Consider the following 13807-nt stretch of genomic DNA (forward strand, 5'->3'; position numbering starts at 1 on the left):
CGCGCGCGGAATTGCCTGAGTTTTCCGCAGAATTCGCGCGCATCTGACAAACGCGCGCGCGTTTGCGCCGCTACGCAGGCCGTCAGCCGACGCGAGACCGACGGCCCACATACAACAACGGCCGCACCCGAGGAACAGGTGCGGCCGTCGACGGTTTCAGGGAATCAGAATGCTGCTTCGTCCAGTTCCATGATGTCGTTGTCGATGTTGGTGAGGATGGCGCGCGTGGCGGTGAGCTGCGGCAGGATGTTCTTGGCGAAGAACGAGGCCACTGCGATCTTGCCTTCGTAGAACGCCTTGTCCTTGCCCTCTGCGCCGTTGTCCAGTGCGGCGATGGCGATTTCGGACTGGCGCAGGAGCAGCCAGCCGATGAGCAGGTCGCCGAAGCCCATCAGGAAGCGCACCGATGCCAGGCCGACCTTGTACAGCTCGGTGGGCTGGTCCTGTGCGCCCATGAGGTGCTGGGTCATCGAGGTGACGATGGCCTGGACGTCCTCGAGGGCGGTGGCGAGCAGTGCGCGCTCGGCCTTGAGGCGACCGTTGCCTGCTTCGCTGTCGATGAACGACTTGATCTGTCCGGCAACGTGCGCCAGGGCTACGCCGCGGTCGCGGGCGATCTTGCGGAAGAAGAAGTCCTGCGCCTGGATGGCGGTGGTGCCCTCGTACAGCGAGTCGATCTTGGCGTCGCGGATGTACTGCTCGACGGGGTAGTCCTGCAGGAAGCCGGAGCCACCGAAGGTCTGCAGCGATTCGGCCAGCACCTGGTAGGCGATCTCCGAGCCGACGCCCTTGACGATGGGCAGCAGCAGGTCGTTGACGCGGTAGGCGATGTCTTCGTCGGCGTCCGAGACCTGCTTGGCGGTGATCGGGTCCTGGTGTGCGGCGGTGTAGAGGTACACCGCACGCAGGCCCTCGGAGTACGCCTTCTGCATCATGAGGCTGCGGCGCACGTCGGGGTGGTGCGTGATGGTGACGCGCGGCGCGGTCTTGTCGGTCATCTGCGTCAGGTCGGCGCCCTGGACGCGTTCCTTGGCGTACTCGAGTGCATTGAGGTAACCGGTGGAGAGGGTGCCGATTGCCTTGGTGCCCACCATCATTCGAGCGTGCTCGATGACGTCGAACATCTGCGCGATGCCCTTGTGGACCTCGCCGACGAGCCAGCCCTTGGCGGGGACGCCGTGGCCACCGAAGGTGAGCTCACAGGTGGCGGAGGCCTTGAGGCCCATCTTGTGCTCGACGCCGGTGACGAAGGCACCGTTGCGCTCTCCCAGTTCACCCTTCTCGAAGTCGAAGAGGATGGACGGAACGAAGAACAGGCTCAGGCCCTTGGTGCCCGGTCCGGCACCTTCGGGGCGGGCGAGCACGAGGTGGAAGATGTTCTCGAAGAGGTCGTCGGAGACGGCCGAGGTGATGAAGCGCTTGACGCCCTCGATGTGCCAGGAGCCGTCGTCCTGCTTGATCGCCTTGGTGCGTCCTGCGCCGACGTCGGATCCGGCGTCGGGCTCGGTGAGGACCATCGTGGCACCCCACTGGCGCTCGACGGCGACCTTGGCCCATTCCTTCTGCTCGTCGGTTCCGTTGTGGTACAGGATGTTCGCAAAACCGGGGCCTGCGGAGTACATGAAGGCGGCGGGCTGCGAGCCGAGGAGCATCTCGTTGATGCCCCACAGAAGGTTGCGAGGCGCTGCCATGCCGCCGACCTCTTCGTCGAGGCCGACGCGCCACCACTCACCGTCGGCGAGGGCCTTGTAGGACTTCTTGAAGGATTCGGGCAGCTTCAGGCTGTGGGTCTCGGGATCGAAGACCGGGGGGTTGCGGTCGGCGTCCGCGAAGGATTCCGCCAGGGGGCCCTCGGCCAGGCGTACTACCTCGCGCAGCATGTCACGGGCTACTTCACCGTCCATGTCGCCGAAGTTGTCGCCTTCGAGTGTCTCGTCGAGTCCGAACAGCTCGAAGAGATTGAATTCGAGGTCCCGGAGGTTGCTCTTGTAATGGCCCATTGCTCGTTCGCTCTCCAGTCGGTGGTGCGGTCTCGTGAGTACCGCCCAAGTTAGCTACTCGTCGGTAACTTAACGGATATTACCCCCGATCGGTTCCGCTGCCAAGGGCGGACCTACTCGCCAGTAATAGAGCGTCGATCGCTGTGCCGTCGGTCACGTCTCGATACCGGTTCTCGGCCGTGGTGACAGTGAGTCGACCATCGATATCCGCCGTCAAATCCTCTGGCGTGTACAGGATTTCAGGCTCCTGCGGACCGCCGACGCCGTCGGCGATGTTCGCGGAGTGATGCCCGAGAATCATGAGGATTCCGTCAGGTTTCAACGCCGACACCGCAGCCGATACGGCTCGGCGTCGCTCGTCCGCCGGCAAATGGAGGTAGAACATGAGCACCAGGTCATAGTTGGGCTCGGTTGCCAGCTTCGTCACATCGGCATGTATCCAGGTCAGGCGCTCGCGCACCGACCTCGGGGCCGAGTCGGCCACTCGACTCGCCCGCGTCAATGCCACCGAGGAGAAGTCGACGGCGTCCACGGTCCAGCCTCGCGTCGCGAGCCAGATGGCGTTGCGGCCCTGGCCGGCCGCCAGATCGAGGGCGCGACCGCGCGGGAGCGTCGTCGCGACTTCGACCAAGGTGGCATTGGGGGCCTCGCCGTAGACGAGTTCCCGGCGTTCGTACTTGCGATCCCATTCGGCAGCGTCCACGCCGGAAGCCTAATAGGAACTGCTGCAGCGTGGCCCGCAGCAACGGCATGTCGTAGTTCTGGAACGCCGTGGCCGGTAAGTGAATGTTGCATCAGCGCAACAGATTGCGCCTCGTCGTGGTCAGGATTGCCCCTGTTTCGGTCCTTGCCCGTGCGATGGTGGTCGGTCAGGCTTCGGTCGTTGCTGCGGGCGATGGCGTCGATGTGTCAGGATCGAAGGCCGCCGGCGTCTCGGCGAATCGGACGAATGCACCGCTGTGTCGTAATCTGGACACCGTGAGTGATCTACCCGATTCCCAGCTGGCGCGGGATCTGTCCGTCAGTGCGATGCGGCTGAATCGGAGACTGCGTCTGCGTCATTCGAGCGACCGGTTGCCGGTGGCTCAGTTGTCGATTCTGACGACGTTGCTTCGCGAGGGGCCGATGACGACCGGTGAACTGGCCTCTCGGGAACGAATCAAGCCGCCGTCGGTGTCGCGGTCGTCGCATCAGTTGGTCGAGGCGGGCCTGATTCGACGTCACCCACATCCGACCGATGGTCGGCAGGTGGTGCTGCAGTTGACCGAGGCGGGTGCTGCGACTGCGCGCGATGAGGTGGCGTCTCGCGAAATCGCACTTGCGGAACAGTTGGACGAGTTGTCGGCTCGGCAGCGGGAAACGCTCGCCGCAGCGTCGGCGATCCTGATCGAATTGGTCGATCGAGTCGATTGAGACCGTCAGTTCTCGTGTTGAACTTCGCGACCGAGACCGTCGATATTCCACTCGAGGGTCGATCCGAGTTCCTCGGAGTCTCCTCGGTGCGCGACGCGGCCGAGGACGGTGGCGACCAGTGCAGCGCACACCATCCAGACGACTACGCCTATCAGCAACCCGGTCATGGACACTTTGTAGCACTGATGTCTGAGAAATCGCCGTGAAACGGTGGTTATGAAGTGTTGCTGTTCGATATACATCGCGCGCGGTCCGGCAAATGCGACAAAGTGAAGCTTCTTGTTCCCCAACATATATGGAGACCTGGAGGATTGTTTCGTAGGCCTTCTCGAATATATCGACTCAATGAGTCTCGCGTAATTGTTCGACGACTCGACGAAAGCGACTGTTCGGTGTGCACATATTCGACACCGCATCGAGATCGGATTCAAAATCCACATCTCGTAATTGCGACACCATGGTGACCTCGGCACCCGCGGCGATCAGTGCCGCCCGAGTGTCGTCGCCCGTCGACGTTACCGACATCGGGACGTCCAGCAATGCCCGGGCCTGAGCAGGATTGCGTAGACCCAGGATCCACCAGCCGCCGTCCTCGGCGGCACCGAGTAGATCGGTGTCGGCCAGCAACGCGGCTGCGTCGCTGAGCAGTGGCCCGGTGACCTGCGGGGTGTCCATGCCGATCTGAAGTACCGCACCCCTGGTTGCAGCATCGGCGTGCGCATTCGCCAGCCGTTCGCCCAGTCCGTCGCCGCGCTGCGGGATCACGGTGAACGACGCGAGGGCTCGGGTGAGTTCCTGGGCGCGGGCCGCGTCGGCGAGATGACCGGTGAGGGCCACGACGCGGTGGTCGACGTCCGCTGCCGCGACGGCGTCGAGTGTGTCCAGCAGCGCGGCAGCTGCCACCTCGGCGGCGGCCGCGTCGCCGATCGTGGCGGCGAGACGAGTCTTGGCAAGTCCTGGAACGGGTGCTTTGGCCACGACGAGGGCGGTGACGGTCACGAGAGCACCTTCCAGAAGTCGCGCACGGCCACGATGGTGCCGCGGACCGAGCCCGAGACCTTGGACGTGCCTGCGGTTCGTGGTCGGTAGTCCACGTCGTGTTCTACGACGGTCCAGCCGGCCTCGGCCGCGAGCACGAGTAGCTGCAGCGGGTAGCCGGAGCGTCGGTCGGTGACGTCGAGGTCGAGTAGTGCTTGTCGGCGCACCGCTCGGATGGCACCGAGGTCGTGAACGGGCAACTTGTACTTTGTTCGAAGCCGAAGGGACAGAACGGCATTGCCGATTCGTGCGTGTAGCGGGGAGCTGCCCTTGGCGGGCCTGCGACGGCCGACGGCCAGGTCTGCGCTGTCGAGCGCGGCCACCAGGGTGGGTAGGTCGCGTGGGTCCATCGAGCCGTCTCCGTCGAGCACGCAGACGATATCGGTGTCGGCGGCGAGGACTCCCGCGTGCACGGCGGCTCCGTATCCAGGCACGGTTTCCGCTACCACCGCAGCGCCGTGGGCGGCTGCCACCGCGGCGGTGGCGTCGGTCGAGTTGTTGTCCACGACGATCGTACGATAGCCGGAAGGGATCGAATCCAGCACGGCCGGAAGCGATTCGGCTTCGTTCATGCATGGAATGACGACGGTGACCGATTCGGGCTCAGACACGGGGTGGGCCCGTTCCCTCGGCGTCGCGCAGTGGTGCGTCGGCAAACGCGGTGAGACCATCCTGCGGCAGGATCTGCGCGCGAAATCCCAGAACCTCTTCTGCCCGCTGTGGACTGGCGACGATGTGCCGTACGTCCCCGGCTCGGTACTGGCCGGTGACCTCGGGGGCCGGTCCACCCCTCGCGTCGGCGAGCACGGACGCCACCTCCCCGATGGTGATCGGATGACCCGAGCACACGTTGAGCGCGGTGAAGCCGTCCAGTTCTGCGGAGATGGACGCGATGTTCGCTGCTGCCACGTCGTGTACGTGGACGAAATCGCGTGCCTGCTTGCCGTCTTCGTAGACCGTGGGCGGCTTCCCGAGTTCGAGCGAGGACCGGAACATTGCCGCCACACCGGAATACGGGGTGTTGCGCGGCATGTGCGGGCCGTACACGTTGTGGTAGCGCAGCGCGACGACGGAACCGCCGGTCGACAATACCCACGCGGATGCGTAGTTCTCCTGCGCCAGTTTGCTCGCTGCGTAGGTGCTGCGCGGTTGCAGCGGTGAATCCTCCTCGACCAGTAGCCAATCGAGTGGCTCGCCGGACGCGGGGTCGCGGTTGTCGAACAGCCCGGCGTCCAGATCGGCTCGGGTACGCGGTCGCGGCACGACGGTCTCGCCGGAGGAATTGAGGTAGCGCCCCTCGCCGTAGACCACCATCGACGATGCCAGCACCAAGCGGGAGCACCCTGCCTCGTACATCGCCGCGAGCAGGACTGCGGTTCCGAAGTCGTTGTGACTGGCGTACGCCGGCGCGTCCGCGGCGTCGACGCCTGCGCCGACCACAGCGGCCTGATGGCACACGACATCCACGCCGCGGAGCGCATCGACGAGTGAATCCTTGTCTCGCACATCCAGATCGGTGATGCCCTCGGCTTTCGCGCCGGGTCCGTGGGCGGAACCCAACATGGCGTCGACGGCAACGATCTCGAGATCGGTGCCGCGTGCTGCGTCGAGGACGTGGCCCCCGATGAATCCGGCTGCGCCGGTGAGCAGTACGCGAGTCATGGCAGCTCGATCGGCAGTGTGACTCCGGCGTGCACCCGGCAGTGGGGGCATTCGCCCGTCGGCGCGTCGCGCACTGCCGATCGGACCAGCGCCTTGAGCGGTTCGATGTTCTTCTGGAATTCGGCGAACACGTCCACTGCCTTGACTCCCTGACCGGATTCGATTCCGGCGTCGAGGTCGGTCACCAACGCTATCGGCGCGTAACAGAGTTCGAGCTCGCGGGCCAGGACGGCTTCGGGGTGACCGGTCATGTTCACCAGTGTCCAACCTTGCCGCGCGAACCATTGGCTTTCGGCGCGAGTGGAGAACCGAGGACCCTCGACGACCACCATGACACCGCCGTCGACCGCGGACCCCTGGACGGCCGCGCTGCGCAACTCCGCGCAGTAGGGATCGGCGAATTCGACGTGGATGCCGCCGTTGTCGAAGTAGGTCTGGTTGCGGCCGGACGTCCGATCGACGAGTTGATCCGGAATCACGACGGTTCCCGGACCGTATTCGGCCACCAGCGATCCCACGGCACACGGGGCGAACACGCGGCTGACACCGAGCATGCGCAGCGCCCACATGTTGGCCCGATACGGCAGGGTGTGCGGCGAGTATTCGTGAGCGCGGCCGTGTCGAGGTAGAAAGGCAACTCGTCGTCCTTCCACCTCGCCGACGGTGATCGGTGCGCTCGGTGATCCGTAGGGCGTGTCCAGCTCGATCTCTTCGGCGTCGTCGGCGAAGAACGAGTAGAAACCACTGCCGCCGATCACCGCGATCTCGGCCCGTAACCCCGCTTGCGTGTTCATCTACCCATCCTCCATCACCGTCGGTCGATATGCTGGTCCGAAACCGTGTTCGTCTTCAAGTCCGCAGGGAGAAAACACTATCCGTTACTGGAGAGAAGCCGTAGCCGGTGCGCTGGCCGTCGTGCTCGTTGCCGTCGCGTTCGTCGTTCCGTATCTGGGCAACGAGATCGTCACCCCGATCATCAACAGGACACCGCAGCAGGTGCGCGATTTCGCCGACGCCGCACCGCTGTTCGGTTTTCGTGACATTCATGTCGGATGGGGAACGCCGTTCGCCGTCCTCATCGCGGTAGCGACCGTGCTGTGGGGACCGACCGTAGCTCGACGCCTGTCGTGGACGCGGCTGTTGTTCATCGTGTGGGGTGCATCGGCGGCGTGGACGATGGCGCTGGCGATGGTCGACGGTTTCAAGCGCGGGTTCGTCGATCGGTTGGCCTCGACGGACGAGTACCTGCACGAGGTGCCCGGCATCACTGACATCCCCGCGACACTGCGCGGATTCTCCGAGCGCATTCTGGATTATCAGGCGGATTCGTGGACCACTCACGTCTCGGGCCATCCGCCCGGTGCGCTGCTGACGTTCGTCTGGCTCGACCGTCTCGGTCTGAGCGGCGGGGCCTGGGCGGCAACGCTGTGCGTGGTGGTGGGAACGAGTGCCGCAGTTGCCGTGGTCCTCACGCTCGGTGTTCTGGGCGACGAGGACATGGCCAGGCGCGCAGCACCGTTCGTGGCGATCGCTCCGGCAGCGATCTGGATCGCCGTCTCCGCCGACGCGTTCTATGCCGGGGTCGCGGCGTGGGGTATCGCGCTGCTGGCCGTCTCGACGAAGCGATGGCTGTGGCCCGCATCCATCGGTGCGGGAGTGCTTCTCGGGTTCGGAATCTATTTGAACTACGGCCTGGTGTTGATGGGTCTGCCCGCGGTCGCGGTGCTGATAGCGGGCCGAAAGGTTTTGCCGTTCCTCGGTGCAGTGATCGGTGCCCTGCTCGTTGCCGGCATCTTCACGGCGTACGGATTCTGGTGGTACGACGGGTACGAGCTGGTGCAGGAACGGTATTACCAGGGCATCGCCAAGGATCGACCGTTCGAGTACTGGGGCTGGGCGAACTTCGCTGCACTGTTCTGTGCGCTCGGCGTTGCTGTGCCCGCGGCTTTCCCGCGCATCGCCGCGCGGATGCAGCCGATCAACCTGTTGGTGCTCGGCGGTCTCGCGGCGGTGGTGATGGCCGATCTGAGTCAACTGAGCAAAGCGGAGACGGAGCGAATCTGGCTGCCGTTCGCGATGTGGATGTTGATCGCCCCGGCGGTGCTGCCGCGTCGAACACATCGATTCTGGTTGGCGCTGCAGGTGATCGGGGCCTTGGCCGTCAATCATCTGCTGTTCACGAATTGGTGAGCGGAGCCGGAGTCATCTGCGCGAACCAGCGGCCGTCGATCGGAGCCACGTCCACCATCTGCAAGCCCGCGGCGCGGGCGAGGTCGGCGGTGGCGTCGGCGCTGACACTCGACCAGGCGAACCAGTCGCCGACCATGGTGTCGGTTTCCCAGCGGACGGTGCGGTGCCGAATCCCGGAGTCGCTGGGTTCGTCGACCTCGGCGATGATGGCTCCGTGTGGTGCCAGCAGATCGGCGGCTCGCCGTAGCAGGCGCACCGGATCTCCGCCGATGCCGATGTTGCCGTCGGCGAGCAGCACACACGACCACGTGCCGGTGCCGGGCAGAGGCTCGAAGAGGTCACGGAGAACGGCGTTTCCGCCGCGGCCGATGGTCAGGTCGACGGCGGCCTTCGACGTGTCGACGCCGAGTGCCGCGAGCCCGCGTCGGGCAAGAGCTTCGGTCAGTCGGCCGGGTCCGCACCCGAGATCGATGGTGGAACCGGTACATCGGCTGATCATGGCGTGGTCGGCTCGGCGATCTTCTGCCGAGGATGCGCTCCCACCCATCCAGCGGGCTGTGGGCAGACGTTCTCTGGAGCCGTCGGAATCGCCGATCCAGCAGGGCAATCCAGCGGCGGCGCGGTGAAAAAGGGTGTCTGCGGTGACGCTCATGTTCGGCTCCGTACCAAGGTGAAGCGAATGAAGTAGACGAGGGCGCTGACGGTGAACAACACGGCCGTCAGGACCAGCCATCGTTCCAAGAAAGGGTCTTGGGTCAAACCTGTTGCCGCTCGGTAGGTTTCCGCGCCCTGGGACAGTATTCCGGGGAAGAACATCACGAACGTCAGCGCCGTGCCGAGAGCGGGAACGCGAATGTAGTTGACGGGCGAGACGGTCAGCTGCAGTCGTCCGAGCCCGGTGAGAAGGCGATCGGCCGCCGAGTAGAGCGGGAAGAGGACCGCGTCGTGCAGCAGTACCGATCCGAAGAACCAGACGGCGATGGAATGCCACCAGATGTCGTTGTTCCACAACGTTTTCGGGCCGGCGATGTGGACGACGTAGCCGACCAGAGCGAAAGAGAGCAGCAGGCCGACGGCATGCAGGGGGTGGCCACCGTATATCCGTCGGAAGGCTCTCATTCCCGGTCCCCTGTCGCGTTTTACGAAACGTCTGTGAAAGCACCAGAGCGCGAGCAGCACCGACATTCGTCGGTGACTGCCCGCGCACGGGTTCAGGAACTGATTATGCGGCGGTCTTGACCGTGATGGTCGCAACGCCGACGAGCAGTCCCGGGGTGACAGCGTCGGTCTTGAACGTGTCGTTGAGCAGTCCGGCTGCGGTCTCCGAGATCTTCACCTGGGTGCCTTGCAGGATGGCGGTGTTCTCGGGGCCGGTTGCCAACGGCTGCAGGGTGCGGCCGTCGAGGTCGAACAGCACGGCGTCGGCAGCAGCCTCTTCGCCGTTGACGGTGACGTCACCGGTGAGCAGCGACGTGCCCGGATCGATGTCGAAGTTGGTCAGCTCGACCACGGTCTCGCCTGCGGTCAGCGACAGTCCGCTGCCGTCGTGGTTGATCTCGCCCTGCACGTAGGGGTCGACCGTGCCGGGCTCCCAGTACTTCACGTCGCCACCGGTGATCGGGAAGCGAATGGAACCGTCTGCGAGAGTTGCGGTTCCGACTACGCCCGGCGTGAGGCCGAGGGTGGTCAGTGCGCCCAGGAAGCCGGGGTCGAGGGCAACTGCGGTGTCGACGCCGTTGCTGAGGTCGTCGACCTCGGCTGCGGGCTCGGGGGTGCTCTCCATTGCCTCGGTGGCGGAGGACGTGGCCGATTCCACGGTGCTGGATGCGTCGTCGCTGGAGCACGCGGCGAGCGGAACGATGGTGAGTGCACCGATTGCGGTGGCGGCCAAAGCTTTACGAACAGTGAACATGTCGGTCAACCTTCCGTGCTCGTCTCTCGAGCGTTGTGGGTTATTCGGCGCTGCTTGCCGATCGGATGGGTCTTCATCGCGATGCTTGCATTCAAGCGTGCCCACCTGTTACCCCACTGCGTGAACGGTCAAACCAGACATGTTCACGTTCGGCTCAGCCCAGGATCAGATCCGCGGCTCGTTCGCCGATGATCACCGACGGTGCGTGGGTGTGGCCGCGGATGATGCTGGGCATGATCGATGCGTCGGCGACACGCAGGCGGTCGACGCCCCGAACCCGCAGTGCAGCGTCGACGACGCTGCCGGCATCGTTGCCCATCCGCGCGGTGCCCACCGGGTGGTACAGAGTGTGCGCGTTCTGCTCGAGGGCCTCGGTGAGCAGATCCGCCGGGGAGATGTTCGACGCCACCCTGGGGCGTACGACGTCCCCGAGCTGCCCCTTCAGGGACGGGGTCTCCGACAGCGCGACGCACACCCGCAGTCCTTCGATCATGGCTTTGCGGTCCATGCCGTCGGGGTCGCTGAGGTAACGCGGCTCGACGATGGGCTTGGCCAGGGGGTCGGCGGACCGGAGCGTGATCTCGCCTCGGCTCTTGGGTTGCAGCAGGACGGTGCCGATGACCGCGGCGTGTGCGTCGGCGGCGATCAGGCCTTCGTCGAAGAACGGGGCGGGGCCGAAGATGAGTTCGAGGTCCGGCAGCGCCAGGTCCTCGCGGCTTCGGACGAAGCCGTATGCCTCCGCGACGTTGGAGGTGAGCATGCCGCGTCGGCGCGCGAGATAGTTGATGAGCTCGGGAATCTTCTCGGCATGGAACAGGGAGTCCTTCTCGGTTTTCCATCCGATGAGGGCAGCCAGGTGGTCGAGAAGGTTCTGTCCGACGTCCGGCGAGTGGTGCCGGACGGCGATGCCGTGGGCTTCGAGCTGCTCCTTTTCTCCGATGCCGGAGAGCATCAGCAGCTGCGGTGTGTTGATGGCTCCGCCGGACAGAATGACTTCCTTGTGCGCGCGCACCGTATGGGTGACGCCATCGGAGGTGTATTCGACGCCGACGGCGGCGCTGCCCTCGAAGAGAACCCGGGTGGCCTGTGCCTCGGTGAGGACGGTGAGGTTGGTCCGCTTCTTGGCCGGGCGGAGGTAGGCGTCGGCGGTGCTCCAGCGGGCACCGCGTTTCTGGTTCACCATGGTGCGGCTGAAGCCCGTGGGTTCGGGCAGGTTGGGTGTTTCCACCGAGTAGCCGGCTTCCTCGACGGCGGACAGGAAGGACGAGGTGAGCGGGCGTGAGCTGCGCTGGTGGGACACGATCAGCGGCCCACCGGTTCCGGCGTCCAGTTCGGTTGTGCCCTCGATGTTCTCGATCTTGCGGAAGTAACCGACGAGGTTGCGGAACGACCACGAGTCGTCGGAATTGGCCGCCCACTCGTCGTAGTCGGCGGCGAATCCGCGTACCCACATCATGGCGTTCATCGACGACGAGCCGCCGAGCATCTTGCCTCGCGGCCAGTAGATGCTGCGGTCGCGTAGACCCGGCTGCGGTTCGGTGAGGTAGTCCCAATCGACCTCGGTACGAAAGAGTTTGGAGAAGGCCGCAGGGATGTGGGCGAACTTGTTCTTGTCTTCCGGGCCTGCCTCGAGCAGGATCACGCTGTTGCGGGGATCGGCGCTGAGCCGGTTGGCCACCACTGCGCCGGCCGAGCCCGCGCCCACGACGATGTAGTCGGCGGTTGTGTTCTGTGTGCTCATGAATGTCCCTCGGGTTCTGCTCAGCCGCGCAGGGCGGAGGCGAAGATTGCGGGAAGTTTGGTCCATGACGGTGCTCCGGCGAATGCGGTGAGCAATTTGCCGGTCGACGCCGCGGTCTTGTTGGTGACGAACCACGGCGGCTTGGGCGAGATGGACATCTCGCCACTGATCAAAGATCTCGACAGGGGTCGGAACGGTCCGCGGACCACGGTTCGTTCGGCTCCGTCGATCAGTAATGCGTTGTGCACGATGCCGATTCCGCTCTGCACGTCGTCGACGGTATGGCCGGGGAATGCGCCCCAGGTGGCCGATGCGGTGAGGAAGCCGAGGGCAGTCCAGGCGTTGACGGCGATGGTGCCGTATCGCAGGTCGGCGAGCATGGAGTCGAATTTGCTGCCGAGTTCCTTGATGCTGCTCGGCGTGCCGATGATGTTGATGCCGAGGGTGCCGGTGAACTCCTCGTTGGCCGTTTGTGTGGCTTTCGCAGCGAATGCTGCACCACTGTAAGGCAATTCGATGATGCCCATGACGGGAGCGAAGTACTCGGTCTGCAGAAGCGGTGCGTACTCGCCGGGGTTGAGGTCGGTGATGAGCACGCGGCCACCGCCGTCGCCGAGCCGTTCGGCCGACGGGTACGTGGCGGTGGCGTCGGACACTCGTTTGTCGCTGCCCGGGTAGTAGGGGGCGCGAGCCGGTGCCCGGTCGAGTGCGGCGCGCAGGGCTGCGACGAACTCGTCGCGCTGCTTCCATTCCGAGGACAGCACGACGACCTGCGAAGCGACACAGTTGTATCCGCTGTTGTGCAGTCGCTGGGTGGCTACGTGTTCGGCCTGGAACTCGATGTCCGCGCGGCTCCACTCGCCCGGCAACACGATGGTGGGCGAGACGCCACCGAGTTCACTGGAGATCTCCTTGGTCAGGATCGGCCGGTTCGCCGCCTTACGGGCGGCACCGTCGGGTCCCGGGCCGAAGACGATGGCGTCGTGGGTGATTGCGCTGCCGGTCATGTGGACGTGGTCGACGCGATCGTGGTTGACCAGGTACGTGCCGACGTCGGCACCGCCGGTGAGCAGACGCAGCGCGCCGATGTCCACCAGTGGGGCGAGAATCTTCTCGAAGACCGGCAGCAGTGGGTCCATGATGGGGTTCAGCTTGAGCGCGACGACCCGGTTGAAGGCGATCAGTTCGTACAGGGCGTCGAGCGGGGCGATCGAGGTGATGTTGCCCGCGCCCAGGACCACTCCGATGCCCGCGGTGCGCGTCGGGTCGAGTTGGGCGAGACCTGCGGTGCGCTGTGCGGTGGCACGGTCGATTCCGGGCCGGAGCCACACCTCGGCACTGAATCCGTTGAGTAGCAATTTCTCGAAGTTGTTGAGCGGCAACACAGATACGGTCGTTCGTCCGCCCGGGGCTGTTCCGAACTTCACTCCGGCCAGCGGGCTGCCGCCCGACTCGAGCGCCGAGAGGGTGTGCGCGAGTGTGCCGAGACCGCCGAGGAGCGAGTACGGGCCGGAGAGCCATTCCTCACCGAGCAGGCTGGACGAGTGGTCGAGGCCTTTGACCGACGCGGCGGCGTTCACCCATTCCTGTGCGTGCGTCGTGGTGAGGGCGTGCATGCGCTCGAGCAGTGCCCGGCGGTCGGCCAGGGCGAGCTTGCCCCAGGTCTGCTCGCCTGCGGCGAGGTCGGCGAGAGCGGTATCGACCGCCTGGGAGGCGTCCGGTCCGTTCGTCGGTACAGGCTGCAGATGTGGGGTGACTTCGCTGGTCAACTTTTCGTCTCCACTCGTCGTTCGGATACACGGCTTCGATTCTGATTCTGGTCGCATTCCGGCCGACAGGCTATGGGCCACG

Annotated in this window: 14 protein-coding genes; 2 read left to right on the forward strand and 12 right to left on the reverse strand. The window is 65.0% G+C overall.

All coding sequences use genetic code 11. The features are described from left to right. Nucleotides 1-164: 164 nt before the first annotated feature. Complete coding sequence (locus QM588_RS03125) at nt 165-2000, reverse strand: acyl-CoA dehydrogenase (protein WP_027495393.1); 1836 nt, start codon at nt 1998-2000, stop codon at nt 165-167. 79 nt (nt 2001-2079) lie between these two features. Beyond that, nucleotides 2080-2703, reverse strand: a complete 624-nt coding sequence (locus QM588_RS03130) for a class I SAM-dependent methyltransferase (RefSeq protein ID WP_283311379.1) — start codon at nt 2701-2703, stop codon at nt 2080-2082. A gap of 275 nt (nt 2704-2978) precedes the next feature. Between QM588_RS03130 and QM588_RS03135 the strand changes: the two genes are divergently transcribed. Then, nucleotides 2979-3413 (forward strand): MarR family winged helix-turn-helix transcriptional regulator, encoded by a 435-nt coding sequence (locus QM588_RS03135; RefSeq protein ID WP_283311382.1) that lies wholly within the window; start codon nt 2979-2981, stop codon nt 3411-3413. A 5-nt stretch (nt 3414-3418) separates the two neighbouring features. On the opposite strand, the gene QM588_RS03140 is transcribed toward QM588_RS03135, so the two are convergent. The 5 genes from QM588_RS03140 to QM588_RS03160 all read right to left on the reverse strand — a co-directional run bounded on the left by QM588_RS03140 (nt 3419) and on the right by QM588_RS03160 (nt 6907). Continuing rightward, nucleotides 3419-3580 (reverse strand): hypothetical protein, encoded by a 162-nt coding sequence (locus QM588_RS03140; protein WP_283311384.1) that lies wholly within the window; start codon nt 3578-3580, stop codon nt 3419-3421. A gap of 175 nt (nt 3581-3755) precedes the next feature. Then, a complete protein-coding gene (locus QM588_RS03145; RefSeq protein ID WP_283311388.1) occupies nt 3756-4412 on the reverse strand; it encodes a TIGR04282 family arsenosugar biosynthesis glycosyltransferase in 657 nt (218 codons plus the stop codon). Then, nucleotides 4409-5062 (reverse strand): glycosyltransferase family 2 protein, encoded by a 654-nt coding sequence (locus QM588_RS03150; RefSeq protein WP_283311389.1) that lies wholly within the window; start codon nt 5060-5062, stop codon nt 4409-4411. Before QM588_RS03150 ends, QM588_RS03145 begins: the two co-directional genes overlap by 4 nt. Beyond that, nucleotides 5055-6113, reverse strand: a complete 1059-nt coding sequence (locus QM588_RS03155; protein WP_283311390.1) for an NAD-dependent epimerase/dehydratase family protein — start codon at nt 6111-6113, stop codon at nt 5055-5057. Before QM588_RS03155 ends, QM588_RS03150 begins: the two co-directional genes overlap by 8 nt. Then, nucleotides 6110-6907, reverse strand: a complete 798-nt coding sequence (locus QM588_RS03160; RefSeq protein ID WP_283311391.1) for an S-methyl-5'-thioadenosine phosphorylase — start codon at nt 6905-6907, stop codon at nt 6110-6112. Before QM588_RS03160 ends, QM588_RS03155 begins: the two co-directional genes overlap by 4 nt. Before the next feature lie 112 nt (nt 6908-7019). Between QM588_RS03160 and QM588_RS03165 the strand changes: the two genes are divergently transcribed. After that, nucleotides 7020-8303, forward strand: coding sequence for a hypothetical protein (locus QM588_RS03165; RefSeq protein ID WP_283311817.1), 1284 nt, complete (start codon nt 7020-7022; stop codon nt 8301-8303). Here the strand turns inward: QM588_RS03165 and QM588_RS03170 are convergent. The 5 genes from QM588_RS03170 to QM588_RS03190 all read right to left on the reverse strand — a co-directional run bounded on the left by QM588_RS03170 (nt 8290) and on the right by QM588_RS03190 (nt 13701). After that, on the reverse strand, nt 8290-8955 hold the full coding sequence (locus QM588_RS03170) for a methyltransferase domain-containing protein (protein ID WP_283311392.1): 666 nt from the start codon (nt 8953-8955) through the stop codon (nt 8290-8292). The genes QM588_RS03165 and QM588_RS03170 overlap by 14 nt on opposite strands. After that, nucleotides 8952-9422 (reverse strand): hypothetical protein, encoded by a 471-nt coding sequence (locus tag QM588_RS03175; RefSeq protein ID WP_283311394.1) that lies wholly within the window; start codon nt 9420-9422, stop codon nt 8952-8954. Before QM588_RS03175 ends, QM588_RS03170 begins: the two co-directional genes overlap by 4 nt. Before the next feature lie 103 nt (nt 9423-9525). Then, nucleotides 9526-10215 (reverse strand): hypothetical protein, encoded by a 690-nt coding sequence (locus tag QM588_RS03180; RefSeq protein WP_027495404.1) that lies wholly within the window; start codon nt 10213-10215, stop codon nt 9526-9528. A gap of 154 nt (nt 10216-10369) precedes the next feature. Next, a complete protein-coding gene (locus QM588_RS03185) occupies nt 10370-11956 on the reverse strand; it encodes a GMC family oxidoreductase (protein ID WP_283311396.1) in 1587 nt (528 codons plus the stop codon). A gap of 20 nt (nt 11957-11976) precedes the next feature. Continuing rightward, entirely contained in the window at nt 11977-13701 is a 1725-nt protein-coding gene (locus tag QM588_RS03190; RefSeq protein ID WP_283311819.1) for an aldehyde dehydrogenase family protein, read from the reverse strand. Between the last annotated feature and the right edge of the window lie 106 nt (nt 13702-13807).

Source organism: Rhodococcus sp. IEGM 1354 (genome assembly GCF_030056855.1).
Classification (GTDB): Bacteria; Actinomycetota; Actinomycetes; order Mycobacteriales; family Mycobacteriaceae; genus Rhodococcoides.